This window comes from Vibrio sp. Vb0598, from assembly GCF_033338935.1.
GTDB classification, from domain to species: Bacteria; Pseudomonadota; Gammaproteobacteria; order Enterobacterales; family Vibrionaceae; genus Vibrio; species Vibrio alginolyticus.
On record NZ_JAWOTP010000029.1, the window covers coordinates 1 to 25347 of the forward strand.

Annotated in this window: 26 protein-coding genes and 1 riboswitch; of the genes, 7 read left to right on the forward strand and 19 right to left on the reverse strand. The window is 45.2% G+C overall.

Annotated features, from left to right (window positions below; genetic code table 11):
• Positions 1–507: 507 nt before the first annotated feature.
• A complete protein-coding gene (locus tag R7Q38_RS21005) occupies positions 508–963 on the forward strand; it encodes an RNA-binding protein (RefSeq protein WP_017636066.1) in 456 nt (151 codons plus the stop codon).
• Here R7Q38_RS21005 and murI read toward each other — a convergent pair.
• The 3 genes from murI to btuB are packed head-to-tail and all read right to left on the reverse strand — an operon-like array spanning position 926 to position 4348.
• Complete coding sequence (murI, locus tag R7Q38_RS21010) at positions 926–1729, reverse strand: glutamate racemase (RefSeq protein WP_005389694.1); 804 nt, start codon at positions 1727–1729, stop codon at positions 926–928. The genes R7Q38_RS21005 and murI overlap by 38 nt on opposite strands.
• A 31-nt stretch (positions 1730–1760) precedes the next feature.
• Positions 1761–2453, reverse strand: coding sequence for an adenine nucleotide alpha hydrolase (locus R7Q38_RS21015; RefSeq protein ID WP_239939109.1), 693 nt, complete (start codon positions 2451–2453; stop codon positions 1761–1763).
• A gap of 59 nt (positions 2454–2512) precedes the next feature.
• Positions 2513–4348, reverse strand: a complete 1836-nt coding sequence (btuB, locus tag R7Q38_RS21020; RefSeq protein WP_005389692.1) for a TonB-dependent vitamin B12 receptor — start codon at positions 4346–4348, stop codon at positions 2513–2515.
• A gap of 55 nt (positions 4349–4403) precedes the next feature.
• Positions 4404–4604, reverse strand: a riboswitch (cobalamin riboswitch).
• Between the two features lie 184 nt (positions 4605–4788).
• Between btuB and trmA the strand changes: the two genes are divergently transcribed.
• Positions 4789–5898, forward strand: coding sequence for a tRNA (uridine(54)-C5)-methyltransferase TrmA (gene trmA, locus R7Q38_RS21025; RefSeq protein ID WP_239939110.1), 1110 nt, complete (start codon positions 4789–4791; stop codon positions 5896–5898).
• Between the two features lie 66 nt (positions 5899–5964).
• Here the strand turns inward: trmA and R7Q38_RS21030 are convergent, their stop codons facing one another.
• Both R7Q38_RS21030 and fabR read right to left on the reverse strand, forming a co-directional pair.
• A complete protein-coding gene (locus R7Q38_RS21030) occupies positions 5965–6330 on the reverse strand; it encodes a YijD family membrane protein (RefSeq protein ID WP_005378634.1) in 366 nt (121 codons plus the stop codon).
• The gene (fabR, locus tag R7Q38_RS21035; protein ID WP_005378632.1) at positions 6330–6971 is read right to left on the reverse strand and encodes an HTH-type transcriptional repressor FabR; all 642 of its coding nucleotides are present in this window, start codon (positions 6969–6971) and stop codon (positions 6330–6332) included. Before fabR ends, R7Q38_RS21030 begins: the two co-directional genes overlap by 1 nt.
• Before the next feature lie 263 nt (positions 6972–7234).
• On the opposite strand from fabR, the gene sthA reads away from it, so the two are divergent.
• Complete coding sequence (gene sthA, locus R7Q38_RS21040; RefSeq protein ID WP_132937312.1) at positions 7235–8665, forward strand: Si-specific NAD(P)(+) transhydrogenase; 1431 nt, start codon at positions 7235–7237, stop codon at positions 8663–8665.
• A 57-nt stretch (positions 8666–8722) separates the two neighbouring features.
• On the opposite strand, the gene dinF is transcribed toward sthA, so the two are convergent.
• From dinF to lexA, 3 genes are all read right to left on the reverse strand, one after another.
• On the reverse strand, positions 8723–10072 hold the full coding sequence (dinF, locus tag R7Q38_RS21045) for an MATE family efflux transporter DinF (RefSeq protein ID WP_239939111.1): 1350 nt from the start codon (positions 10070–10072) through the stop codon (positions 8723–8725).
• A gap of 55 nt (positions 10073–10127) precedes the next feature.
• Entirely contained in the window at positions 10128–10922 is a 795-nt protein-coding gene (locus tag R7Q38_RS21050; protein ID WP_005393777.1) for a class I SAM-dependent methyltransferase, read from the reverse strand.
• Between the two features lie 194 nt (positions 10923–11116).
• Positions 11117–11737, reverse strand: coding sequence for a transcriptional repressor LexA (lexA, locus tag R7Q38_RS21055; RefSeq protein ID WP_005378682.1), 621 nt, complete (start codon positions 11735–11737; stop codon positions 11117–11119).
• Between the two features lie 368 nt (positions 11738–12105).
• Between lexA and plsB the strand changes: the two genes are divergently transcribed.
• On the forward strand, positions 12106–14532 hold the full coding sequence (plsB, locus tag R7Q38_RS21060) for a glycerol-3-phosphate 1-O-acyltransferase PlsB (RefSeq protein WP_053307422.1): 2427 nt from the start codon (positions 12106–12108) through the stop codon (positions 14530–14532).
• 63 nt (positions 14533–14595) lie between these two features.
• On the opposite strand, the gene ubiA is transcribed toward plsB, so the two are convergent.
• Entirely contained in the window at positions 14596–15450 is an 855-nt protein-coding gene (gene ubiA / locus R7Q38_RS21065) for a 4-hydroxybenzoate octaprenyltransferase (protein WP_005378684.1), read from the reverse strand.
• Positions 15451–15990, reverse strand: coding sequence for a chorismate lyase (locus R7Q38_RS21070; RefSeq protein WP_005378686.1), 540 nt, complete (start codon positions 15988–15990; stop codon positions 15451–15453).
• Between the two features lie 161 nt (positions 15991–16151).
• Between R7Q38_RS21070 and R7Q38_RS21075 the strand changes: the two genes are divergently transcribed.
• Positions 16152–16562, forward strand: a complete 411-nt coding sequence (locus tag R7Q38_RS21075) for a flagellar basal body-associated protein FliL (RefSeq protein WP_005378687.1) — start codon at positions 16152–16154, stop codon at positions 16560–16562.
• Between the two features lie 63 nt (positions 16563–16625).
• Here the strand turns inward: R7Q38_RS21075 and glpG are convergent, their stop codons facing one another.
• From glpG to ftsY, 6 genes are all read right to left on the reverse strand, one after another.
• The gene (gene glpG, locus R7Q38_RS21080) at positions 16626–17468 is read right to left on the reverse strand and encodes a rhomboid family intramembrane serine protease GlpG (protein ID WP_213973542.1); all 843 of its coding nucleotides are present in this window, start codon (positions 17466–17468) and stop codon (positions 16626–16628) included.
• Positions 17468–17788, reverse strand: a complete 321-nt coding sequence (gene glpE / locus R7Q38_RS21085; RefSeq protein ID WP_005378691.1) for a thiosulfate sulfurtransferase GlpE — start codon at positions 17786–17788, stop codon at positions 17468–17470. Before glpE ends, glpG begins: the two co-directional genes overlap by 1 nt.
• A gap of 493 nt (positions 17789–18281) precedes the next feature.
• On the reverse strand, positions 18282–19139 hold the full coding sequence (gene rpoH, locus R7Q38_RS21090) for an RNA polymerase sigma factor RpoH (protein ID WP_005378693.1): 858 nt from the start codon (positions 19137–19139) through the stop codon (positions 18282–18284).
• 176 nt (positions 19140–19315) lie between these two features.
• Positions 19316–20284 (reverse strand): permease-like cell division protein FtsX, encoded by a 969-nt coding sequence (gene ftsX, locus R7Q38_RS21095; RefSeq protein ID WP_005378695.1) that lies wholly within the window; start codon positions 20282–20284, stop codon positions 19316–19318.
• Positions 20274–20948, reverse strand: coding sequence for a cell division ATP-binding protein FtsE (gene ftsE / locus R7Q38_RS21100; protein WP_005378697.1), 675 nt, complete (start codon positions 20946–20948; stop codon positions 20274–20276). Before ftsE ends, ftsX begins: the two co-directional genes overlap by 11 nt.
• A 22-nt stretch (positions 20949–20970) precedes the next feature.
• Positions 20971–22203 carry a signal recognition particle-docking protein FtsY gene (gene ftsY, locus R7Q38_RS21105; RefSeq protein WP_064354405.1) on the reverse strand — a complete coding sequence of 411 codons (1233 nt, stop codon included), beginning with the start codon at positions 22201–22203 and terminating at the stop codon, positions 20971–20973.
• 230 nt (positions 22204–22433) lie between these two features.
• Between ftsY and rsmD the strand changes: the two genes are divergently transcribed.
• Both rsmD and R7Q38_RS21115 read left to right on the forward strand, forming a co-directional pair.
• Positions 22434–23033 carry a 16S rRNA (guanine(966)-N(2))-methyltransferase RsmD gene (gene rsmD, locus R7Q38_RS21110; RefSeq protein ID WP_318114340.1) on the forward strand — a complete coding sequence of 200 codons (600 nt, stop codon included), beginning with the start codon at positions 22434–22436 and terminating at the stop codon, positions 23031–23033.
• 25 nt (positions 23034–23058) lie between these two features.
• Positions 23059–23325, forward strand: coding sequence for a DUF1145 domain-containing protein (locus tag R7Q38_RS21115; protein ID WP_005378704.1), 267 nt, complete (start codon positions 23059–23061; stop codon positions 23323–23325).
• A gap of 57 nt (positions 23326–23382) precedes the next feature.
• Here the strand turns inward: R7Q38_RS21115 and R7Q38_RS21120 are convergent, their stop codons facing one another.
• The 3 genes from R7Q38_RS21120 to R7Q38_RS21130 form a co-directional block, all read right to left on the reverse strand.
• Positions 23383–23967 (reverse strand): YhgN family NAAT transporter, encoded by a 585-nt coding sequence (locus tag R7Q38_RS21120; RefSeq protein ID WP_005389671.1) that lies wholly within the window; start codon positions 23965–23967, stop codon positions 23383–23385.
• A gap of 106 nt (positions 23968–24073) precedes the next feature.
• Positions 24074–24295 carry a YecH family metal-binding protein gene (locus R7Q38_RS21125; RefSeq protein WP_005378711.1) on the reverse strand — a complete coding sequence of 74 codons (222 nt, stop codon included), beginning with the start codon at positions 24293–24295 and terminating at the stop codon, positions 24074–24076.
• Positions 24296–24364: 69 nt separating this feature from the next.
• Complete coding sequence (locus tag R7Q38_RS21130; RefSeq protein WP_005389670.1) at positions 24365–24985, reverse strand: lysoplasmalogenase; 621 nt, start codon at positions 24983–24985, stop codon at positions 24365–24367.
• Positions 24986–25347 lie beyond the last annotated feature (362 nt).

Sequence of the window (25347 nt, forward strand, 5' to 3'; positions counted from 1 at the left end):
TTTGAATTGACTGTGCTGAATCTTTCGATTCAATGGTCACTTCGTTTCATTGAAACCTAATTTGATACCGAAGTATCTAATTGGATTATCATCAACGAGTGCCCACACAGATTGATAGGTTCTTATTTTTAAAGAGCTTTTCTAACATTTTCAGCAACTTAGTTGCTCGTCGTTAGGGGTGCGTATCTTACTTTACACCGTGAGAGAGTCAAGCATTTTTTTCAAATTCTTTTTTCTCTCTTCTCGACTCGCTGTGTGACTTTCGTCTCACTCCGTGTCGGTGGATGCGCAGTATAGGGGGTTGAGAAATTAGTACAAGCGTTTTTTGCAAATAAAAAACCAACCGGTCACAAATTATCCAAAAGTGCGATATTTGCATATTTCTTCGTCACATTTGAGACATATCACAGCAATTGGTTGGAAAAACACCAACCATATACGTAAGATTCATGTGTCTATTCTGTTAATGGACAATCGATCTCTTTATCACTATGTGTAGTAATTAAAATGACGTCTAAAAAAAATCTGATTTTATGTGTTGGGCTGGCCATCGTTGGGGGAATCATCTTCTCTCAATTCATCATCCCACCAGCCTTGAGCTTCCTCATTGGTGTTATCGCTACTGCTTTTCTTTTTTCATTTTCTAGCAAAACACCTGTTCTTCAATCTTCGGATCCTGATCCTTCAACTAAAACGCTGTATGTCGGCAACCTTCCTTATAAGGCCAATGAGAGTCATGTTCGCGATTTGTTTGCTGAATATGGACAGGTCTATGCGGTACGCTTAATGAAAGATAAGCGTACTGGAAAAAGAAGAGGGTTTGGTTTTGTAGTGATGGCTGCGGCAGATGCCAAGCCAGCTATCGCTAAACTTAATGAAAAGGAATATATGGAGAGAACGCTAAAAGTGAGAATTGCGAACGATCCTAAACATCCGGATGGTGGTAAACCTGAACAGGATTAAAACCTAGCTTCTTTAAACAAATGTTCAGTGCATCTTCCTGCCAAGGAGTTGCACTGGCATAAATCGACTTACTTCCCTCTTCTGTATCCTCAATTTCATCACTTAATAGCAATGCTTTTACTCGACGTGCAATCGCTGCGCCTGAATCAATTAAAGTAACGTCCCCACCCAAAGCTTGATGAATCTCCTCTTTGATTAAAGGGAAGTGAGTACAACCGAGCACCGCAACATCGACTTTATCGCGAAGGGGAAGCAGGATATTTGTCAGTTCGTCGAGAGAAACGCTGTTGCCTCGCAACTTCTCTTCGGCCATATCTACCAAGCGAGTTGATCCCACCAGCTCAACTGGTTTGCCTTGCGCAAAGTCCCGTATTAACTCGTGAGTATATTGGCGTGTTACTGTCGCCGGAGTGGCGATCAGCCCTACCCCTTTTGATGCTAAAAGCGATGCGGGTTTAATCGCAGGGACAACACCAACAACGGGAATCGATAAATTTTCGCGTAAGGAAGGAAGCACTATGGTGCTCGCCGTGTTGCAAGCAATGACGACAATGTCGACTTGGTGTTCTTCGACTAATGAAGAGACCAGTTGGTTAACTCGTGAAATGAGTACAGCCTGATCGAGTTCACCATAAGGGTAAGCCTGATTATCGAATAAGTATAAGTAGTCTAGCTGGGGCAATAGGCGATGTATCTCTTGGAATACAGAAAGGCCACCAACACCGGAGTCAAAAACTAGGACTTTTTTCTTACTTGCTACTCGCACGAGCCTTACCTAAAGAACAGAAACGTTGCGATCATACTGCGTAGATTTGTTTTGGCAATGCTTTAGCATGGTATCTTTGATGGCTGAATCTATCTCCAGATTCTACATCTCGCTTCGTCAACTCGATATGTCCTTGAAAAGATGGCGAAGACGTGACCAATGTGTGAAATTCACCATTTTCCCCACAGGGATCAATTTGACTTGGTAATGACTCTATTAGGGCTTTGTCATACCAGCGACCACACCATTCTGGAGGGAGAACTCTTCCGTCGATGGTGATTAACATAGTTTGAATACCACGCTCTATGATTTCCATCGCTAGTTTTTCGCTGCTGTCCCCTAATAGAGGAAAGACGCATTCCCAGCCAACAGGTTCAATATAGCAGCGTCGGTAATCGGCAATGCCATTACAAAACATATCACCAAATGCGACAGCTTCTATGTTCAGACCACTACTTTGTAATACATTAACGATGGTCGATTGATAAATGTCGTTACTTGGAAAGATTTCAGGTAGCTCGATAGTAATGAGCGGAAGCGCAAGTAAGTCTGCTTGCATTTGTACGACTTCAAGCGGAGTTGCTTGGAAAGGGACTTCTTTCCCTACGTAAGTCGTGTACAAACCGACAACTTGATAATTTGGATTCTCGTTAAGGCGCTCAAGCGTTAATGTCGAATCTTTACCACTGGACCAACTGATCACCACTCGCTTGGGTTTCTTCATTCGATTTTCCACCACAAAATATTAAAAACCGCCCGAAGGCGGTTTGTGCTCATTCACGATTAGAATTCGTAGCCAACGTTGAGATAGTACGCTCGCTCTGCAGCAGGGTAACCTTTTGCCATCTCATACTCTTCATCAAGTAGATTATCGATACGAGCGCTAATAGAGGTCGACTCATTCGGATAGTAAGTCACCGCCGTATCAACCAACGAGTAAGAAGAAAGTGTAATATCTTGTGAAGGCCAAGTGCTGTAATCCACATCTGGACGCTTACCGACGTACTGATAGCTAACCGACCAATCCACTTTATCGAAGCTCACTAAAGCATTCCACTTATACATTTCTTTAGCGCGGCGCTGCAACTGATGCCCTTTATCGTCTTCGGCATCTTTGTAATCTGCACTCAACTGGTGCTGCACAATCCCTGTATCAAACTCAGCAACAAGCTCCACACCTTGGATATGTGTTTCACCATCGACATTCAAATATTTGTATGTGGTTGGATGGTAATCGATAAGATTCGTGATTTTATAGTCATAACCCGTTACGGACCAAAAAACGCCTTGGACATCACCGCTGAATGCTAACTCCCAAGCATCTGACTCTTCCGGCTTCAGATCTTTCTCACCGTATGTTGGGTCATACTGTTGATATAGGTTTGGAGCCTTAAACGCAGTACCAAAAGAGGCTTTAACCCCAAACTCTGGTACAAACTGGTAACCAGCCGCTAAACTGTAAGTGAACTCACTACCGTATTCTTCGTTATCATCAAGGCGAGCACTGCCCTCGAGCATTGCTTTATCAATACTAGTGGTTGCCATACCAAACAGAGCGCCATTGGTACGATCAAACGTTTTATTCGCACTCTTGTCTTTATAAGACTCGTTGCGCCAATCAATACCACCAGCCAACGTCGTATTGTTGTTTAGCAAGTAACTGTTGGTCCACTGGACATTTTGCTGCTCAAGTTCATCTTCAGTACCTGAGTGTTTGCCTTTTGCTTGCTCATAGTTCCAAGACTTCTGTTTCTGTGCCGTTACTTGTAGTTCTGACATCACATTATCAGACTGATACTTACCGCCCAGAGTGACAGAAAGATCGTCTTTTTCTGCTTCGTAGTAACCGCGACTGCCGTAGCTGCTGTCATATTGATAAACATTTTCGTAAGCACGTAGGTTACCAAATGCAGACCACTGGTCATTGAAGTTATGCACGTAACCTAGCAGACCATTCTTTGTATCAAAGCCATGGCGATCGCCGTCATTAACTCCCGGTACAGGACGAACGTTATAACCATCATCACTTTCACTACCAAGCGCGATATTTAGCTGGCCGCTCTCTGTGACTTTAATACCAGATGCCACACTCAATTCTTGATAATCTAAACTACCTAAACCCGCACTTAACTTCGTTCCTTCTTCGTCAGCACGCGCAATGGTGATGATATTGATCACGCCACCAATCGCTTCTGAGCCATAAAGTGACGCACGCGCACCACGCACGTACTCAATACGTTGAACGTAAGTAAGTGGGATTTGGTTAAAGTCCACAGCGCCCTTCGCTGCTCGTGCAAAACGTACGCCATCAACCAGTACTAAAACTTGGTCGGAACTGGTTCCACGAACAAATAAAGACGCTAACTGACCACGACCACCATTTTGTGAAACTTGAATCCCCGTAAGGCGACGCAATACATCTGGTAGGGTTTTCGCTTGAATGCGATCGATGTCTTGTCGAGTAACTACTTCGACATCTGCCAACGTACGGCTTTCGGCTTGCTCAAAACGGTTTGCAGTAACAACGATGGTTTCGTCAGTGGAGGTTTCTTGGGCCTGTAGATAAGAGACAGGTGAAAGCAGCGATGCCAAAGTTATCGCCAGTGCGGATTTTCTCATTGTATTGTCCTAAATCGCGTAATTCCTTCCGAGCCCTGTCATCATGACAGTCCAGTGCTGTGGCTCAGTTGTTGGCAGGTATTCGGACTCAAGAGCACGGGTGTACCGCCTACTTGCTCGACTTCCCACATAAACTAATGCAGTGTCTGATGAGCGTTCGTTCTCTTTTACCGCTGCGCGTCAGTTCTGGATTCACACCAGATTCCCATTTCAGCCATCTAGATTGCTAGATAGCACCAACTTGAGGCAAATATTATTCAGCTATTGATTATTTGTCCAGCCAATATTGCCCTTAGAAGTTGTAACGTTTTGATTGATTTTGCTTTCTACTCTGCCTGTACGCACTATCTTTAAATCAATTCCAGTACAAAACTGGACATCCTATTGAGATTGAATAAAATCTGCGCTCTTAAATTGAATGCACCATAAAAGGTAAGATCATGGCTACTCTTGATGTAAACCCACAACGCTACCAAGAACAACTGGCTGAAAAAGTCGAACGTCTCACGGATATGTTCGCGCCATACAACATGCCAGAACTGGAAGTGTTTGAATCACCAGAGCAGCACTACCGCATGCGTGCTGAGTTCCGTGTTTGGCATGAAGGCGAAGATCTTTACTACATCATGTTCAACCAAGAAACTCGTGAGAAGTACCGTGTTGACCAATTCCCTGCAGCAAGCCGTCTGATCAACGACCTGATGCCGCTATTGGTTGAAGCGATGAAAGACAACGACTCACTACGTCGTAAACTGTTCCAAGTGGATTTCCTATCGACGCTAAGTGGTGAGATTCTGGTCTCACTCCTTTACCATCGCCAACTTGATGAAGAGTGGATTGAAAACGCGAAAGCCCTTAAACAGCGTTTAAATGATGAAGGCTTTAACCTAAACATCATTGGTCGCGCTCGTAAGATGAAGATTGTCCTAGACCGAGACTACGTTATCGAGAAGCTCGATGTAAATGGTCAAAGCTACATCTACCAACAAGTAGAGAACAGCTTCACTCAGCCGAACGGCAAAGTCGCAGAGAAGATGCTGGAATGGGCGGTCGACTGTACCCAAGAAAGCACTGGCGACCTACTAGAGCTTTACTGTGGTAACGGTAACTTCTCGCTGGCGTTGGCACAGAATTTCGACCGCGTACTGGCAACTGAGCTAGCGAAGCCATCTGTGGTATCTGCACAGTACAACATCGCCGCCAATAAGATTGATAACGTACAAATCTTACGTCTATCAGCAGAGGAATTTACTCAAGCGATCGAAGGTAAGCGTGAATTCCGTCGTCTACAAGATGCAGATGTAGATCTGGAGAGCTACAACTGCAACACGATTTTTGTCGATCCACCACGTGCTGGGATGGATGTCGATACTTGTAAGATGGTGCAAGGTTACGAGCGCATCATGTACATCTCTTGTAACCCTGAGACTCTAAAAGAGAACTTGGACATTCTATGCGAAACACACAACGTGACGCGTTTTGCTCTGTTTGACCAATTCCCTTATACCCACCATATGGAAGCGGGCGTGCTATTGGAACGCAAAGCGTAACCCACTGCGTCAAATACAAAAAAAGCGAGCTCAATGGCTCGCTTTTTTGTATTTGATTCGTTTTGCTTATTCCGCAGAAGTCTTCTTGCTGACAAAACCTAACTTCTTACCAATCCATGCGAGTAAGATCATTGAAACCATGATCGCAAAGAAGTTTGAGCCTGCTTCTGGGTATTGCGCCTTAATAAACGCAGAGTGGCCAAACGCACCTACGAAGAAACACGCCAAGCCAACTAATGGGATATCTTCTGATACCGGATTATTTAGGTACTCTTGGTAAAGAGCTTGTACAGCCAGTACGAGTGCAATCAATGGGAAGATTGAAAAAGACACTTCACTCATGGTCAACCATGACAACAAAGCATCACCACACATACCTGCAACCAGTGCCAAAATCAGCGTTTTCTTTTCAGATTTATTTCCATTCGACATTATTCTATCCCGCCTTTTAATCGGTTACGTTCACGTTCTTTGCGATACCAATAGGCCCCTTTGGCTATCATTCGCAATTGCATGATCAATCGCTCGGCGAGTTCATCGCGCTCACGTCGATCTAAATCTAAAGCTTCAGCTCCCGAACTGAAAACCAAAGTCACAGACGCTTCTGCTTGAGTATACGCCTCTTCTCTGGTCACGCCGGTGCTCATTAAATACTCGGTTAATTCTGCCGCAAAATGCTGGATTTCTCGAGCAACAGCGGTACGAAATTCAGCAGAAGTGCCGGAGCGCTCACGCAACAACAAACGAAAAACGTTCGGACTACTTTCAATGAATTCCATAAAGGTTTCGACCGAGGTACGAATTACGCTACCTTCTTTCACAATACGTTGACGCGCCTGACGCATCAGTTGACGTAGTAGCAAACCGCCTTCATCAACCATGGTTAAGCCTAGCTCATCCATATCTTTGAAGTGGCGGTAAAAAGAAGTCGGTGCAATCCCTGCCTCTCGGGCGACTTCTCGCAAGCTAAGGCTGGAAAAGCTGCGATCCGCACTTAATTGACTAAATGCCGCATCGATCAATGATCGACGTGTCTTCTCTTTTTGCTGTGCGCGGATTCCCATCGATTTCATTCTTAACTTGCTCTTTTTCTGTAGGGTACAAGAGCCTCAATATAACGCAATTTGCTCCTACGGAGAAAGATATGTTGCTTCGCTCGCTCTGAGCGCCGAGAACGTTACTATTGGCATGCATCTAATTGCAATGTTCTCGATGCAATTTATAGACATACAACATACCAAATCACCCTTTTGGTCGATTCTGCGTGATCACTTCCACTCTCTAACAGGCATGACGTGTACCAATAGAGTAAATGAGTTAAAATCGCGCTAAAGCAATGTTAAGCAAATATAACAAGGAAGGCATCATGGCGCATGTTAATCACTATGACGTGATCGTAATCGGTAGTGGCCCTGGCGGAGAAGGGGCTGCAATGGGATTAACCAAAGCGGGACTGAATGTTGCCATTGTCGAGAAAGAAAGCAGTGTCGGCGGCGGTTGTACTCACTGGGGAACTATTCCATCTAAAGCACTGCGTCATGCCGTTAGCCGCATCATCGAATTTAATAGCAACCCGCTATTTTGTCGAAACAACACCAGCGTTCATGCAACATTTTCTGACATTTTAGGTCATGCTAAATCGGTCATTGATAAGCAAACTCGACTTCGTCAGGGCTTTTATGACCGTAACTCATGCACACTTTTGTTCGGAACCGCGCGATTTATCGATAACTACTCAATTGCAGTGATGCAAAGCGACGGTACAGAAGAAATCTATTCAGCGGATAAGTTTGTCATCGCGACGGGTTCTCGCCCGTATCAGCCTGACGACGTAGATTTCTTGCATGAGCGCATCTACGACAGTGATTCCATTTTGAGCCTGAAACACGACCCTCGCCATATCATCATTTACGGTGCGGGCGTTATCGGTTGTGAATACGCTTCTATCTTCCGCGGCCTTGGAGTGAAAACCGACCTTATCAATACCCGCGACCGCTTGTTGGAGTTTTTGGATAACGAAGTGTCAGATGCGCTGTCTTACCACTTCTGGAACAGTGGTGTGGTAATTCGTAATGATGAGACCTATGAAAAAATCGAAGGCACAGAAGATGGCGTGATTATTCACCTACAATCTGGCAAGAAGATGAAGGCAGACTGCTTGTTGTATGCGAATGGTCGAACAGGTAACACCGATAAGTTGAATTTGGGTGCAGTGGGTCTGGAAGCGGACTCTCGCGGACAACTAAAAGTAAACCGTAACTACCAAACCGATATCGAACACATTTACGCTGTAGGCGATGTCATCGGTTACCCTAGCCTTGCAAGCGCCGCTTATGACCAAGGGCGATTTGTCGCACAAGCCATTACGAAAGGTCAGGCAGAAAACTACCTGATTGATGATATTCCAACGGGTATCTACACCATCCCAGAGATTAGCTCTGTGGGTAAAACCGAGCAAGAGCTAACAGCTGCGAAAGTACCGTATGAAGTAGGACGCTCTTCGTTCAAGCATCTAGCTCGTGCACAGATCGCAGGGAAAGACATCGGTAGCTTGAAGATATTGTTCCATCGTGAAACCAAAGAAATTTTAGGGATTCACTGTTTTGGCGAACGTGCCGCGGAAATTATCCACATCGGTCAAGCCATTATGGAGCAAAAAGGCTCAGCGAATACCATCGAGTATTTCGTCAATACCACCTTCAACTATCCAACAATGGCCGAAGCGTATCGTGTCGCTGCGTTGAATGGTTTGAACCGCTTGTTCTAATCTATGCTTCTTGATAGCAGACAGAAAAACAGCAGGCTTGGACCTGCTGTTTTTATATCAACATTGTGCTAGGAAGGTATCCTTGTGCCATTGGTAGAGAAAGATAACCCCTAAACCAATACCCCGCATCAACATAAAGCTCGTCATTGCAAACCACAGCGCGTGATTTTCCCACTCGGCGAATAAGTAAAAGACAACAAAGAAACTGCTGGTCGCGACAAACATACTATTGCGCATGTCTTTGCCTTTGGTTGCACCGACAAAAATGCCATCCAATAGAAAGCACCACATCGACGCAAGTGGCATCACCACCAGCCAAGGTAGATACACCGCTGCTTGCTGTTGTACCGCCTCAATTGAAGTGATCATGGCGATCAACTGCGATCCCGCCAAACCAAAGAGCGCGGTCAGTCCTAAACAAATAACCAAACTCCAAAAGAAAGTGCCGACAAGCGATTCACTCAATTGTTGCCTATCTTTGGCACCAATCGCCTTCCCGACCATGGCCTCCATTGCGTAAGCAAAGCCATCCATGCCATACGAGATAATCATCAGGAAGCTCATCAGAACCGCATTTGCAGCGACAACCTCATCACCAAAGCTCGCACCTTGGAACGTCATAAAGCTAAAAGCCGCTTGCAGACACAAAGAGCGCAAGAAAATATCGCGATTCAATTTCACGAAGCGCCCTAAACCGTGTTGAGTGCTGGCTAGCAACTTTTGAGGTGATGGTAATTGTCTCTCTCGCCAGGTTTTCCAGACACACATGAGACCAAAACCCATGCCTGAGTAGTCAGCAATCACCGATGCCAGCGCAGCGCCTTCTACTTTCCACCCCAAACCAATCACAAACAACAAATCGAGGGCAATATTCGTCACGTTGGTGATGATCACCATCCACATTGGTGCTTTGGAATTTTGCGTCCCGAGCAGCCACCCCAACAACACAAAGTTCATTAGCGCAGCGGGGGCACTCCACACACGGATAGAGAAATATTGCATGCCGTAGTGTTTTACCTCTGCGCTGGCGTCACTCCAGCCAAAGATCAAATCAGCAATCGGGTTATGGGCAATAAGGAAGACTAACGCAAACAGCAGCGCCATAAGTGAGCCTTGCATAAACACCAAGGCAAGTTGCTTTCGGTCTTCACCGCCATAGGACTGCGCCGCCAACCCAGTAGTCGACATACGCAAAAAACCAAGCAGCCAAAACGTCACGCTGATCATGGTGCTGCCCAACGCAACACCACCCAAATACCAAGCGTGGTCTAGATGACCAATCACCGCAGCATCGACCAAACCGAGCAATGGAACAGTAATATTCGACAGCACCATAGGTATCGCTAAAGCTAAGACTTGGCGATGAACTTTTGGGTTAGATAAAGGAGAGAAGATTGAATTTATCACAGGCACCTCATCAGTAAGATCGACGAGTGTACCTGAGCGCTTAACGACTAGCCAATTACCACTTGATATGAACGAGTACTGGCGTGAGGCGATGCTTCAACATTGGAATCTTATTAAGCCAACGCTGCCAAGCTTTCCAACGAGAACAGAATCTATCGAATGGCGAGAAAGCTTTCACCCACTGTGCCCATGGTAACCATTGCAATATCTGTTCTGCAGGCGCTTCAAAGCCATGAGCATAACGATCAGAGCCAAGCTTTTGTCCCCACTTGGTTTCCGTTAAATCTCCTGCCAGCACCATACACAGTTCAGCAGAAACAAAATGTCGACCCAAGGTTTGAATAAATTTCGCGACTTGACGCTCTGTGCAATCGAGCAGTGCCATTTCACATAAAATGAGTACCGGTGCTTGCTCTGGAATAGCTAACGTCTCTAGCCACGACATTTCATCCACACTGCCACAGCGATGTTCATAGCGTTCATTTTTGTGGAACAAGCGCTGACGCCATACCAAATTTTCCGTCACATCCAGCTCTATCCAATGGCAGCGTCCATTATCCAAACGATAAAAGCGGGTATCCAACCCCGCTCCGACATTGATTATCCAAGCATCGGGATACTGCTGTAAGAAGTGACTAACCTGCTGGTCACAAAGCTGAGTCAGCGTCACGTGCAGCAATTGCTTCTGCGCAATATCACCACTCAAACAATCCGGCGCCATCTTACAGCTCAAACACGCTTTAGCAGCTATCGGATCGTACACCAAGCCATTGTCGACCATGCTTTCACGGCTACGCAATAACAGTGGCTTTAATAAATGGTTAGGAACTTGATGTTTAGACTGAGACATGGGCATTTCCTGCGCCAGAGAGAAAACATAGACATTGAAATAGATGATAATGAATATCAATTACATTATCAAGCTTATAAATTGGTCAAAACAAACAAGGTCAAGATGATGAGCAAGCTTTTGGAGGAAGTAGAAAAAGAGAAAAGAAGAGAAAAGACAAAACAGCCCAGATCAACTGGGCTGCTTAAATACACTTACATCCAATCGGTATTACGAATAATACCAACGGCTAAGCCTTCAATCGTAAGGTGCTGAGACGTTAAGTCCACTTGGATTGGGGCAAACTCTTCATTCTCAGCATGCAGTAATATGGTTGAGCCTTTGCGCTCCAAACGCTTCACAGTCACATCATCATCAACACGCGCAACGACAACTTGACCGTCTCTCACGTCTTGGGTTTTATGCACCGCGAGCAAATCGCCATCCATAATCCCGATGTCTTTCATACTCTCGCCATTTACACGAAGTAAGAAATCCGCTTGCGGTTTGAACATCGCAGGATCGACTTGGTAGTGCGCCTCTACGTGCTCTTGAGCCAAGATTGGCTCACCCGCTGCGACTTGACCAATCAAAGGCAAACCCTGCTCATCATTGGCTGCGTCTTCAAGCAGGATACGAATCCCACGAGAAGCGCCTGGAATAATTTCAATTGCTTGCTTACGAGCAAGCGCTTTTAGGTGTTCCTCTGCGGCATTCGCAGAGCGGAAGCCAAGCTCACGCGCAATCTCTGCACGAGTTGGTGGCATTCCGGTGTCATCGATTTTACTTTTAATTAAATCGAAGACTTGTTGTTGGCGTGGCGTTAACGGCTTCATGTCTCACCTGTCTTTTTATACAGTTAACTGTGAGTATATCCAGTAAATGCTCAAATGAAAACCCAATTGGTTGTTTTTTAATTTATTTGTGGGGAGCTTTCAGCTTACCGATTAAGTTCATTCTTTATTCGTTTAAAACACCGACTTTTCAGTTAATCAAGTCAAAGCAATAACTTAGGGGTTCGACTAATTTACAGCCAATAAAATTAAAAGGTTTGACCAGTTTCTGGTATCCTTGCAGCGCTTAAATTTTATCGCCTAGGCTTATTTCTATTGCCGTACTCATCTCTTTTTATAGAGAAGACATGCAAAGCGGAAACTGAAATAAGGTTAGGCCTGTTTGAATACCTATTGAGGCTGTGAACTTTATGTCTTCTGGACAATCATTTTCACGTTCATTACTAAAACTACCTTTATCGGTACTGGTAAAGGGCACCACAATCCCGTCGAACCCGATTGAAGATCTGAACATCGACCTAACTAAACCGATTGTATATGCCCTGCCGTTCCGCTCGAACGTGGATTTGCTGACACTGCAAAAACAAGCCATGAGCCTTGGTCTACCCGACCCGCTCAGCCCGCTGGAAATCAATGGCAAAACGCTGAACCGTTTCGTCTTTATCGCTGCGCGTCCAACTGTGATGAACAACGATAATGATGTCCCAACCGATTCTGTCTCTCTGTTCACTGACTTACTGGAACTGCACAAGCTGGATAGTGAGTTGGATGTTCAAATGATCCCTGCAACCGTGCTTTGGGGTCGTAAGCCAGGTAAAGAAGAGAACCAAAAGCCTTACCTTCAACCGATGAATGGTCCGCAAAAAGCCAAAGCAGTAATGGCGGCGGGACGCGACTGCTTAGTTCGCTTTAGTCCCGTGGTATCTCTGCGTTATATGGCAGACTCCCACGGTACCGACAGCGCAATTGCGCACAAACTGGCTCGCGTGGCGCGTATCCACTTCTCACGCCAGAAACTGGCTGCTTCAGGCCCAAACCTGCCACAACGCCAAGTGTTGTTTGCTCGTTTACTAAAATCTCCAGCTATTGAACTGGCGATTGCTGACGAAGCCAAGAGCAAAAACATCTCGATTGATAAGGCACGTAAAGAAGCCCACGACATCATGGATGAAATCGCTGCCGACTTCTCCTATAGTCTGGTGAAAAACGGCGACCGCATCCTGAGTTGGTTATGGACAAAACTATACCAAGGTTTGCACATCAATAACGCCTCGACTGTGCGTCGTTTAGCGCAAGACGGCCACGAAATTGTGTACGTTCCGTGTCACCGTAGTCACATGGACTACCTGCTGTTGTCTTATGTTTTATACCATGAAGGCATGGTGCCTCCGCACATTGCGGCAGGCATTAACTTGAACTTCTTCCCGGCCGGTCCGCTTTTCCGTCGTGGTGGGGCGTTCTTTATTCGTCGTAGTTTTAAAGGCAACAAACTGTACTCAACCATTTTCCGTGAGTATCTAGCTGAGCTGTTTGCCAAAGGCTATTCAGTCGAGTACTTCAGTGAGGGTGGTCGTTCACGTACAGGTCGCTTACTGCAAGCGAAAACGGGTATGCTGGCTATGACCATCCAAGCAATGCTACGTGGTTTAAACCGCCCAGTAACGCTAGTGCCGGTCTACATCGGCTACGAGCACGTAATGGAAGTGGGCACTTACGCGAAAGAGCTGCGTGGCAAACGCAAAGAGAAAGAAAACGCAGGGCTTGTACTGCGTACTCTGCGTAAACTGCGTAACTTTGGTTTGGGCTATGTGAACTTCGGTGAGCCAATTCAGCTCAACCAATACTTGAACGAGCATGCTCCTGAGTGGACGAAAGACATCGACAGCATGGGTGGTAACAAACCACAATGGATGAATCCTGTGGTGAACGACCTTGCTAATAAGATGATGACGCACATCAATGATGCGGCGGCGGCAAACGCGTTGACCTTGTGTGCAACCGCACTGCTTGCTTCTCGTCAACGTGCACTTTCTCGTGACTCGCTGATCAACCAGATCGAGTGTTACTTAAAGCTACTCAAAAATAATCCGTACTCAAGCACCTCCACTATCCCTACCGAAAGTGCTGAGGAGTTGGTCGATCATGCAATTTCGCTTGATAAGTTCGTGATTGAAACCGATAGCATGGGTGACATCATTTCGCTGGACCGTAGCCAATCGATCCTGATGACTTACTATCGCAACAACATCATTCACTTGTTCGCTCTGCCGTCATTAATTGCCCAAATGCTCATTCGTCAGCGCAACCTTTCGGTAGCCAAGATTCAAGCGAATGTCGCGCAAATCTACCCATTCTTGAAGAAAGAGCTGTTCTTAAGTTACCAAGAAGACGAGTTAGATGAATTGGTCGTTAAAACACTGCATGAATTTGCCGATCAGAAAATGATTAGTCTGGATGGTGATAAGCTAGAGATCAATCAGTCGAACAACCAGCCTTTGGTTCTGTTAGGTCGCACGATAACTGAAACGCTACAACGCTACTCTATCGCGATGAACTTGCTTGTTGCTTACCCTGAACTCGGTAAATCGGACCTAGAGCAGAAGAGCCAAGATATTGCTCAGCGCCTAGGGCGTTTGCACGGTATTAATGCGCCAGAATTCTTCGATAAAGGTGTGTTTACCGCGATGTTCAATACGCTCAAACAGCAAAAATACCTCGATAACGATGGTAACTGTGACACGAAGAAAACGCAGCAATTTGCACGACTACTGTTCACTCTGCTTTATCCAGAAGTGAAACTGACGATCGAAGAGAGTATTCACCAACTTCGGTCGTAACCGTTTTATCTTCTTTCAATAAGAAAAAGGCATCCAATCGGATGCCTTTTTCTATTTCTTCGCTTACCAAAATGCGACCAGTAACCCTATCGCTATCACCATGCCAACATAATTGTTGTTAAGGAAAGCCTTAAAGCACAACTCACGCTCACGGTGACGAATTAAGTGCTGCTGATAAACAAACAACGACGCTGCAATCAAAAGGGTCCAGTAGTAACTTTGTCCCAATTGGTAGAACTGCCCTAACCAAACCAACATCGCGAGTGTAATCAGTTGCAACACACCAATAATAAGCTTGTCATGACGACCAAACAGAATTGCCGTCGATTTAATGCCAATCTTTAGATCATCATCTCGGTCTACCATCGCATATTGAGTGTCGTACGCAATGGTCCACAAAGCGTTAATGAGGAACAAAAACCAAACAATCAATGGTAATTCCCCAGTTTGTGCAGCCCACGCCATTGGAATCGCCCAGCTAAAAGCCAAGCCTAAAAATAGCTGTGGAATATGAGTGTAACGCTTCATAAATGGATAGATGAACGCCAACACAATGCCAGCGAAGGATAGCTGAATCGTCAGCGGGTTCATGGTCAGCACTAACAAAAACGAGCTGATACCCAAAACCAAAAATAATCCAATCGCTTCTTTTGCTGTCACTTTCCCTGATGGCAGTGGACGTTGCTTAGTACGCTTTACATGGCCGTCGACTTTGCGATCTGCAAAATCATTAATCACGCACCCCGCACTACGCATTAGGAATACACCCAATACAAACACGATAAATACATCCCAACTCGGCATCCCTTGGGCTGAGATAATTAGCGCCCAAATCGTTGGCCACATCAGTAACAGTGAACCAATCGGGCGATCCATGCGCATCAGTTGCCAATATGCTTTGGCTTTTTCTGCGGACATTTACACTGTCTCCTTAGCGTAAACTGGTGAATTAGATAAGAATAGCTCGGCGACTAGCATCGGTTTGTGATTCATCCACAACCTTGAGCGTCGCGCTAACAAACGTCCTTCTGGTACGGCTACCCATCCCATTTGCAAAGAGTCCCGCTCAACGTTATCTGCGCTGAACACAGTTAGTCCTAATGGGATATCCCCTTGTTGAGCCAAATCATACTGCTGATCAACTAAGGTTGAGCGAGGAATCAATGTCCGCCCAATAACCCAGTTATTATTGTCACCGCACAAAATTACCTCTCTCAGTAAGCAATCTTGTTCGGACAATAACTGGCTTTCGTCCTGTTTTAATGTCGCTGCAGTGACGATCTGATTTTGTAGCAATTCTACCGTTAACGCTTGGCAGTGCTGTTTTAAACGACGTGACAAAGACCCTTGCTCTTCAAGCCAGTGCTTGGCAAATTCATTTGGAAATTCGAATTCTTCGGGGTTTTGCCACTCTACTTCCAATAAAGAAGCAAGATAGAGTGATGTTGGCTGATTCATACTAGTATTCAATTGGAGGCTTTATGCGTACAATAAAGCAACAACTTACCGTCCATAGTAATGTATGTAACCGTAAGTTCCGTTATTTGTTATAGACGGCCCATTGTATCAAGACTGAAGCGATTCGAATATCGCGATCCAGAGAAAGAAAAGTTAGAAATATGTACAAACGTTATATAGCCCAAATTATTTTTGCGTTAACCATACTATTCGCCGCACCAAGTTGGGCTGAAACGGAAGAAGCTGGACCTAAGTTGGCATACTTTACCCTAGAGCCTGATCTCACTACTAACTTTTACACCAAAGGCAAAAAGTTAGGTTATGTGCAAGTGCGCATCGACATCATGGTAATGAGTCAACAAGATTTATCAGTTGTTGAGCATCACCAACCTTTGATTCGCGATGCAGTGATTGAATTATTGGGTAAGCAAACAGAAGATACGATTAAGTCCCTTTCTGGCCGAGAAGATCTGCGCAAAACTTTAGTGACGACCCTCAACGAAACGCTTTTGCCTGAAACAGGTAAAACCATCATTGCCGATTTGTTGTTTACAAAATACCTTTATCAATAAACCCAAATCCGTTTTGAACATAAAAAAAGACCGCTCTTGAGCGGTCTTTTCATTTCATCAGCTTTAGGCTTGCTGTTGGTATTTCATCTTGCCTGAATCAAACAGCGCAATCGCCATCCCCGACAGTAGCCCAACTAAGTGAGCGGTGTTTGCAATCGCCATAAATGGCTGCACAAAACCAAGAACTAACCATACCAACATAAAGACGATGATTGGCTTGGGTAGCGTAAGGTCTAAATGTGGCAAGCGGTAACCCAGTATCCACAAATAACCAAGCAGTGCATAGACCACGCCAGACAAGCCGCCGAAGTTAGCCCCTTCAACATAGAACTGGCCTGCCCCTGAAAGCGCTGCCGACACCACAAAGAGTTGCAATAGCTTACCGGAACCGAGACGACGTTCGATGTCGCCACCCAACTGCCACCACCATAGTAAGTTAAACACGATGTGAGTTACTGAAAAGTGCAGTAACGCATGACTTAGCCATCGCCACACTTGCCATTGTTGCCCCTCAAAAGCCGGGAAGTGCAACAACTTAAACACGCCATTGCCAAAGCCAAACATTTGTAACAAGTAGATGATGATACAGACTGTCATGATCAGCAAAGTCATGGGGCCAGCTTTCGCTTTGACCATGCTTATGATACTCGGGCTGGAATAATGAAATGTGCTCTTACGAGTATCGGCAACGTCCCACGAGGCGGCGCTGTATTTTGAATCAGACGGGTTAGCAAGGAACAGCTTAAGTTCGGCTTCCGCTTCTATTTCATGCTGGCTATCAGTCAGCCACAGCGCAAATTGCCCATCCCCTTCAGGCATCATTTCGATGTCAATTTGGCGAGAGGCCATATAATCAATAAAGGCTTGCGCCATACGTGGATTATTTAACGTTACCAATCTCTTCATTAACTTCTCACTATCGGTAGTTCTGCTCGATGCCAGGCTTCAAAGCCACCATCTACACTGTACACCTGTTCAAAGCCTTGGTTAACCAAATATTGCGCCGCACCTTGGCTACTAATGCCGTGGTAACACATCACTAGAATAGGTTGTTCGAACTCCACTTCATCCATAAACGCAACGATCGTATCGTTAGTTAAGTGATACGCGGACTCCGCATGCGCAACGGCAAACGATTGAGGGTCACGGATATCTACAAGCTTCGCATCACCCTGCTCGAGCAGCGCTTGCGCACCTTGTACATCGATATGCTTAAACTGATCCATTTACTTTCTCATTGTCTTATTAATATACCCAAGCAACCTCGAACCTAACGTACTAATCAGCACCCGTGGTACAGCATAAAATCCATATTTGAAGCTGCTTGGGTATACTGCCGCTATTGTAACCTATCCAACGGCAAACTTAGACACATGGATAATCAGGCTTTTCAAAAGTGTACACATTCCAACCATTTGTGGATAAAGCTGTGAATTGCGTTGATAAAGTGTATTTGGATCTTTTGATCCACAATATGTAGTGATGATCCTGATCTAACTGTGTGTATATCTATAACTATCCCCAGATGGAAAAGTGCTTGAATCCCTTATTTTGTCCGGGTTTCGAACAGTTGATAAATAATTACTTCACAGAGTTATACACAGGTAGCACATAAAATCCGGATCGCAAACGCTATCGATTTTCGATCGACAATAAAAAAGCCGAGATCACATGATCTCGGCTTTCTATGAAAATCTTACTTTCAATTAGCAGTGGAAATTAAAATTCACCCACGGCCAATTTTAGTTTCTTCATTGCATTTTTTTCTAGCTGGCGAATACGCTCGGCGGAAACACCGAACTCATCAGCTAAGTCTTGCAATGTTGCTTTCTCATCATCTAACCAACGAGAACGCACGATGCGCTGACTACGCTCATCCAAACTCGCTAATGCATGACCCAAGCGATTGTTGGTGTGCATTTCCCAGTTGGCGGCTTCAATGTTGTCGGCCACATCAGACGATTTGTCTTCTAGGTATAGCATCGGCGCTGTGTAAGCGTTTGAACTGTCGTCTTCATCAGTTGGCATATCAAAGGTTGAATCCACCGCCGCTAAGCGTGATTCCATCTCGCGAACTTCAGAAGGCTCAACACCTAACTCGCGCGCAACGGTTTCCACTTCACCGTTGTTAAACCAACCCAAGCGCTTTTTCGACTTACGCAGGTTGAAGAACAATTTACGTTGCGCTTTAGTGGTCGCAATTTTCACGATACGCCAGTTACGTAGCACGTATTCGTGGATCTCTGCTTTGATCCAGTGGACAGCAAAAGAAACCAAGCGAACCCCTACTTCTGGGTTAAAACGCTTAACGGCTTTCATTAGACCGATGTTACCCTCTTGCACAAGATCCGCCATTGGCAAACCGTAGCCAGAGTAACCACGAGCAACGTGAACAACGAATCGTAGGTGCGAAAGAATTAGACCTTTTGCAGCCTCAATCTCACCTTTATAGTGTAATCGTTCTGCCAGCTCACGCTCTTCGTCTGCAGTCAGCATTGGGTAGCTGTTTACTGAGCGAATATAGCTATCAAGGCTATCTTGCGTGACTAGAGCCATCGGATACGCTTCTTTTGTCATTCAATTCCTCATCAATCTCTGATCTGGAGCATTACATTGCAATTTAGCTTCGATATCTTGAACTCAAAATGAACAAGTTTCAAGAAGGGGAAGCAATTATCCATAAACATTTGGTCTAAGCAAGGGTTCAAAATTAGCTAGTGCTAATGAAATCCAAGTAATAAGACCGCCATCACTTAAACTGGTTCAATTTCTTTTAAATGTCGTTGCGCAGAAAAGCGCGCCGCAATACATCCCAAAAGACTCCCAATGATGATTAGTAACAAAGATTCATCCCAACTTAGACCAATCAGGCGGAACTGGCTATCGTACAACGCAGCAAGGTCTTCCACCGCACTATTCATGACAATGGTCACTAAAGCCGTTACCAACCACGCAATAGTGGCACCTAACACGCCAAACCACATACCTGTGTACAAGTAAGGGCGCAGAATAAAACTGTCCGTCGCACCGATCAGTTTCATGGTTTGAATCTCTTCTTTATTCGCCAGCACATTAAATCGCAATGTATTGCCAACGATTAAAAATACCGCACCGAGCATCAGCACTGTCAGGGTAATGACAATAATACTCGCGAGAGTTTTGATGGCATCAAGACGCGCCAGCCAGTCTTCGTCAAGTCTCACGTCGGTCACATCTTGTTGCTCTCGAACGTCTTTGGCTAATGACTGAATATCACTTTTTAGCTCCGAATCTGGCGTAATCACCAACACACCAGGAAGCGCATAGCCACTTAAAAGACTGATAGCTTGGTCGAACCCTGCATATTGGCTTAAATCAGATAGACCTTGTTGCGGTGAAATATATTCTACCTCTTTTACCAAAGGCCAAGTTTCAATTTGATCTTTGAGAACCATCACTCGCGCATCCGGCATGCCTTCAACTAAGTAAGCACTAACTTGTGAAGGAGAAGCGACATCTTCCGCTGCCCCTGCAACGTTTTTCCCCAATAGATACAAACAAGCTGGCATGGCAAGTGCCATGGAGATGACCGCTAGGGTCAGAATGTTGCCTAGTGGTCGTTGCCATAAGGCGCTAAAAGAAGATTTAGCTTGTTTTGCGTGGACAGAGAAAAAACCATCGGTATTCGCACGCTTGGCACTGCGGCCTTTCCCCTTCTTTTGGGAGTGCTTGTTACCTGCCATAGTCTTCTACCTCACTTAGGAAGCCTTGGTTCAATTCAAAATGACGATACTGTGGGCGAGTGTTTACTAACCCCACATCGTGCGTGGCAAGTAGTATAGTCACGCCCGCACGGTTAAATTCTTCGAATAGACGCAACACACGGTTGGATAATTCTGGGTCAAGGTTACCCGTCGGCTCATCAGCCACCAGCAACGTTGGTCGATTAACCACAGCACGGGCAATACCGACGCGCTGTTGTTCACCACCAGAAAGTTGACTAGGTAGACAACGAGCTTTATCGAGTAAGCCCGTTTTATCTAACGCCGCAGAAACACGGCGTTTGATTTCGTTTTCAGAAATCGATTCGATACGCATTGGCAGAGCGACATTGTCGTACACACTGCGATCCATCAATAGGCGATGATCTTGAAAAACAATCCCAATATTGCGGCGCAAAAAAGGGATGTCTTTGCCTGGAATACGCGTGATGTCGTGGCCATTAAAATGGATTTTGCCATCGGTTGGTCGCTCTATCGCGCAGATCAATTTCAGCAAGGTACTTTTACCAGCCCCGGAATGTCCGCCTAAAAACGCCATTTCACCGCGCCTCAGGTGAAAATCGACTTTTTGCAGTGCTTGTCGACCACCTCGGTAAGCTTTGCTTACTTGCTGAAATTTGATCACCGTTGATTTCCTCTAACTCTTTTTATTCTTCACGACTAAACAGTGCGTCAATAAACTCTTGAGTTTCAAATGGACGCAAGTCTTCGATACCTTCACCCACACCAATGTAACGAATTGGAATACCGAACTGATCAGCAATAGCGAAAATTACGCCGCCCTTGGCTGTACCATCCAGCTTAGTCAAAGTAATCCCGGTTAGAGGGGCAACATCACTGAAAAGTTTCGCTTGGCTAATGGCATTTTGTCCTGTACCTGCATCAAGCGTTAGCATGATCTCATGTGGTGCAGAGTCATCAATTTTCTTCATCACACGTACAATCTTACGCAGCTCTTCCATTAGGTTCGCTTTGTTCTGTAGACGACCTGCTGTATCAGCAATCACCACATCCACACCACGTGCTTTTGCCGCTTCAATCGCATCATAGATAACAGAGGCACTGTCTGCGCCAGTATGTTGAGCAATCACAGGAACATTATTACGTTCACCCCACACTTGTAGCTGCTCAACCGCTGCGGCACGGAAAGTATCGCCCGCTGCAAGCATCACTTTTTTGCCTTGAGTTTGGAACTGCTTCGCTAACTTACCGATGGTCGTGGTTTTACCCACGCCATTTACACCCACCATCAAGATGACGTAAGGCGTTTTGTTGCTATCGATTTCTAGTGGCTGTTCGACTTTAGAAAGAATCTCGGCCATTTCTTCTTTCAACAAACCATAAAGGGCTTCGCCGTCTTTCAGATCGCCACGTGTGGCTTTTTCTGTCAGGTTGTTGATGATTTTTGTTGTGGTATTCATGCCCACATCAGCAATAAGCAGTTGCTCTTCTAGCTCTTCAAATAAGTCTTCATCGATTTTCTTACCGCTGAACAAACCGAAGAAGCCAGCACCAATATTTGCTTTTGTTCGGCTTAGGCTGCGTTTAAGACGAGCAAAAAAGCTTTCTGTTGGCTTTTCTTGTTCTTGAACACGAGGCGCAGCCGATACGACTTCTGGCTCCTCTGCTTCTGCTTCTGCTTCTGCTTCTGCTTCTGCTTCTGCTTCTGCTTCTGCTGGGGCAGCCTCTGATTGTTTCTCTTCTTCTTCAAGTTCTGGCGTTGCTTCCGCTTGCTCAGCAACCGCTTCGGTTTGCTGCTCTTCAGAAGGCGCTTCCACTGCTTCTTCTTTTACTGTTTCTTCAGTTTTTGGTTTTGGGCTTTGTTCTTCGTCACCAAAACCTAGCCACGAAAGTAATCCGCGCTTCTTTTTTTCCGTCATCTGGGGCTATCCTAGATTGTTCTTTTATCTATTAATGACTCTTTTTTGACAAGATTATTATCTGTCTAAAAAAGGCTAATGACAAAGTTCTGAAAACTTTCCGATTAGGTAATTCTAATCTTATTAGTGTTACACTCTGTCATCTTGAATATTCTGGGCTGTATCCAAGCTCCAAGCTTATTGCTTGGGCGATTAGATATAGTATCACTTTATTAGCGGTCAAAAAATCTATGGTAAGACGTCGCCAGCAAAACTCATCACAAAAAAAGCCAACAACGGGCTTTGTTCGCATTATTAGTGGCTTATGGAGAGGCAGAAAACTTCCTGTACACGATGCTGAAGGCTTACGCCCCACGACAGATCGCGTCAAAGAAACGCTGTTTAACTGGTTAGCTCAAGATGTACCACAGGCAAAATGTCTCGACTTGTTTGCTGGCTCTGGCGGCTTGGGATTTGAGTCAGCTTCGCGCCAAGCAGAGCAAGTGACCATGGTTGAGCTAAACCCACAAGCTTTCCAACAGTTACAAAAGAATGTTGCCTCTCTTAACGCGAACAACATCCATGTGGTAAATACCGACGCACTGAGTTTTTTGAAGCAACCGGGTTCTGCTCACCATGTGGTGTTTATTGACCCACCGTTTCGCAAAGGTCTATTGGATGAGACCGTGGCTCTGCTAGAACAAAATGGCTGGCTCGCGGAAGATGCGATGATTTATATTGAAACAGAAAAAGAACTCAATATTGCCGACTTACCAGAAAACTGGCAATTACATCGAGAAAAAACAGCAGGCCAAGTGAGCTATCGTCTTTACGAACGTACCTCCGCATAACGCCTCGATTTAAAAGGATACTTAAATGAAAGCACTAATTATGCTGGCCAAAGCGGCTATCGCCTTTGTTTGGTTAGTATTAATCCTAAATATTTTTATGCCCTTTCCCGGCAATGCCGCGATTGCGCTTTACATCATGACCGCTTTTTTGTTCATCATGCACGGTTTACAAATGGCCATCTTCATTGGTGCATTTGGCGACAAAATAAAAATGAGCAGTTGGGAAAAATATTCAATCCTGATTTTTGGTATTTTTGCCCTACTCGATATTCGTCGTAAACACATGATGTAATCGCTAAGATACGAAAAAGCCGCTCTTGTGAGCGGCTTTTTTTCTGCGTTTCGTTCGTCACCCAATGTAACTTTTTACACCATCCAAGAACATTTGAGTGGAGATCATCACCAGTAACAAGCCCATTAAGCGTTCTACCGCCTTCAAGCCACGTTCACCCAACAAGCGATTAAAGAAGCCATAAAACATCAGTATAAAAAATGTTGCGCCCCACGCAATTACGACTGATGCTGACATTTCCAACATTTTCTCTGGATGTTGCGAAGACAGTAAAAGCAAGGCAGCAATCACTGAAGGGCCCGCGATCATAGGAATGGCCATCGGAACAATAAAGGGCTCCTCGCCTGCTGCCAGTCCAGTGATGCTGCCAGCACTCGGGAAAATCATCTTAATCGCAATAATGAAGAGAATAATGCCACCTGAAATGCTGAGCGTTTCTGGCTGGACATGCAAAAAACTTAAGATGCTTTGTCCTGCAAACAGAAACAGCATCAAAATCAGTAAGGCAAACAGTAGTTCACGAATCAATACCTTACGACGACGCTTGGGATCGATATGTTTGAGAATAGACAACACAATCGGCAAGTTACCGAGAGGGTCCATGATTAGAAACAGCATGGTCGCTGCAGAAAGAATGTCCATATTCTGGCCTCACCTCAAAAATGGCGGCCAGTGTATAGCAAACTGACAACATGAGTATATGACTGAGGGCGAAAACACCATATTCACCCTCGATCTTAGCCGCCGTTTAGTGATTGCAAACTCGCGCCATATTGACCACAAACTTACCTTCAAGCTCACGAATTTTGTCGCGCTTGAGCAAAAATGCTAGTAATGCATCTAAGTCTAGATCATTCAGTTTACAGGTGTGAAAGCGAACGCTAGCGCCAAAGTGCTGTGTGAGGGCTTCGCGATCCATTGGCGTTTCTCTAAGTAGGTTTAGCAGCTCGTGAGCATGGATTTCACTCATTATTGACTCCAGTTATTAAGAACAATGCGTTCAGTTTACTGAAATCCTCAAGAGCTGCTTTGACTTAAATTAGTAAATGATTGAGGCAACAATGAGGGCATGAGCAAAAAAGTAACTACCACTCACCCACAAATAGGCGTGTTTCATCGGTTTTCGATAACCGTGTATCGCGTATGCCAGCGCCGAATAGATCAGAACTAAGGTTCCGCTAAAGCCGATAGCATTGGCGTAACTCGGCACTTGTAACCAAACTTCACCGGCAGCCCAAGCAAGTTGAACCAGCATCATCCCCATGATCACAACGGGGAATACCAGAGAGTCGAGTTGAGGTAGCAACAAAAAGAACGCCACGATACTCGCTGCAAGCAGCAGAGCCAACAGCCACCAGACAATCTCACCATTAAGCTGCACCCAAAATGACTTGCTGTAGCATACCTGGGCAACCAGATAAGCCGTAAAATAGATTAGCTTACGAGTTTTAAACGAGTGCAGCGTATCTGCCACCATAGACACAATAAGCCCACCCGCAATCCAGTAGGTATATGTTGCGGATGCACCTTGAGTTAACACCAACACAAGAAGAAGTAGCAGAGTAAAGATTTTAAACACGAGGGATTGTGTCGGGTTAGCTTGCTTTGCTCCCAACACGGAATACACACCTGATAGCCCTATCGCCAGCCAACTCCACATGCAGTATACACCTTTTACTTAAACTCGCCGCTAGTCTAGGTAGACCAGTTTTGATGTAAAGACACAATCTACGAAAGTTGGATCTCGCTAGCGATTCGAAACATTTTGTAACCCTCAGCCTACGTAATAATAAAGCCGATGAGGCTGAATGATGCCACTAAACATTGGGGCCAAGCTTTGCTCATCAGCCGAACCCATCAAATCACACGACACAATAACCAGCGCTTTCTAAAACTATTTAACTGAAAAACAGATAAGTGCTCCAGGTAAGCCGCCATTTTACAAACTGACGATTAAACCACCAGGATGTATGTAATGCAGGCAACAAGAATAAATAACAGACACAAAATAGAAAATAGTCT

What these genes read in the sequence shown, in the direction of transcription:
- R7Q38_RS21005 (WP_017636066.1), top strand. Translation starts at nt 508, where the DNA reads ATGACGTCTAAAAAAAATCTGATTTTATGTGTTGGGCTGGCCATCGTT.
- R7Q38_RS21015 (WP_239939109.1), bottom strand. Translation starts at nt 2,453, where the DNA reads ATGAAGAAACCCAAGCGAGTGGTGATCAGTTGGTCCAGTGGTAAAGAT.
- btuB (WP_005389692.1), bottom strand. Translation starts at nt 4,348, where the DNA reads ATGAGAAAATCCGCACTGGCGATAACTTTGGCATCGCTGCTTTCACCT.
- trmA (WP_239939110.1), top strand. Translation starts at nt 4,789, where the DNA reads ATGGCTACTCTTGATGTAAACCCACAACGCTACCAAGAACAACTGGCT.
- R7Q38_RS21030 (WP_005378634.1), bottom strand. Translation starts at nt 6,330, where the DNA reads ATGTCGAATGGAAATAAATCTGAAAAGAAAACGCTGATTTTGGCACTG.
- fabR (WP_005378632.1), bottom strand. Translation starts at nt 6,971, where the DNA reads ATGAAATCGATGGGAATCCGCGCACAGCAAAAAGAGAAGACACGTCGA.
- sthA (WP_132937312.1), top strand. Translation starts at nt 7,235, where the DNA reads ATGTTAAGCAAATATAACAAGGAAGGCATCATGGCGCATGTTAATCAC.
- R7Q38_RS21050 (WP_005393777.1), bottom strand. Translation starts at nt 10,922, where the DNA reads ATGTCTCAGTCTAAACATCAAGTTCCTAACCATTTATTAAAGCCACTG.
- lexA (WP_005378682.1), bottom strand. Translation starts at nt 11,737, where the DNA reads ATGAAGCCGTTAACGCCACGCCAACAACAAGTCTTCGATTTAATTAAA.
- plsB (WP_053307422.1), top strand. Translation starts at nt 12,106, where the DNA reads ATGTCTTCTGGACAATCATTTTCACGTTCATTACTAAAACTACCTTTA.
- ubiA (WP_005378684.1), bottom strand. Translation starts at nt 15,450, where the DNA reads ATGTCCGCAGAAAAAGCCAAAGCATATTGGCAACTGATGCGCATGGAT.
- R7Q38_RS21070 (WP_005378686.1), bottom strand. Translation starts at nt 15,990, where the DNA reads ATGAATCAGCCAACATCACTCTATCTTGCTTCTTTATTGGAAGTAGAG.
- R7Q38_RS21075 (WP_005378687.1), top strand. Translation starts at nt 16,152, where the DNA reads ATGTACAAACGTTATATAGCCCAAATTATTTTTGCGTTAACCATACTA.
- glpG (WP_213973542.1), bottom strand. Translation starts at nt 17,468, where the DNA reads ATGAAGAGATTGGTAACGTTAAATAATCCACGTATGGCGCAAGCCTTT.
- glpE (WP_005378691.1), bottom strand. Translation starts at nt 17,788, where the DNA reads ATGGATCAGTTTAAGCATATCGATGTACAAGGTGCGCAAGCGCTGCTC.
- rpoH (WP_005378693.1), bottom strand. Translation starts at nt 19,139, where the DNA reads ATGACAAAAGAAGCGTATCCGATGGCTCTAGTCACGCAAGATAGCCTT.
- ftsX (WP_005378695.1), bottom strand. Translation starts at nt 20,284, where the DNA reads ATGGCAGGTAACAAGCACTCCCAAAAGAAGGGGAAAGGCCGCAGTGCC.
- ftsY (WP_064354405.1), bottom strand. Translation starts at nt 22,203, where the DNA reads ATGACGGAAAAAAAGAAGCGCGGATTACTTTCGTGGCTAGGTTTTGGT.
- rsmD (WP_318114340.1), top strand. Translation starts at nt 22,434, where the DNA reads ATGGTAAGACGTCGCCAGCAAAACTCATCACAAAAAAAGCCAACAACG.
- R7Q38_RS21115 (WP_005378704.1), top strand. Translation starts at nt 23,059, where the DNA reads ATGAAAGCACTAATTATGCTGGCCAAAGCGGCTATCGCCTTTGTTTGG.
- R7Q38_RS21120 (WP_005389671.1), bottom strand. Translation starts at nt 23,967, where the DNA reads ATGGACATTCTTTCTGCAGCGACCATGCTGTTTCTAATCATGGACCCT.
- R7Q38_RS21125 (WP_005378711.1), bottom strand. Translation starts at nt 24,295, where the DNA reads ATGAGTGAAATCCATGCTCACGAGCTGCTAAACCTACTTAGAGAAACG.
- R7Q38_RS21130 (WP_005389670.1), bottom strand. Translation starts at nt 24,985, where the DNA reads ATGTGGAGTTGGCTGGCGATAGGGCTATCAGGTGTGTATTCCGTGTTG.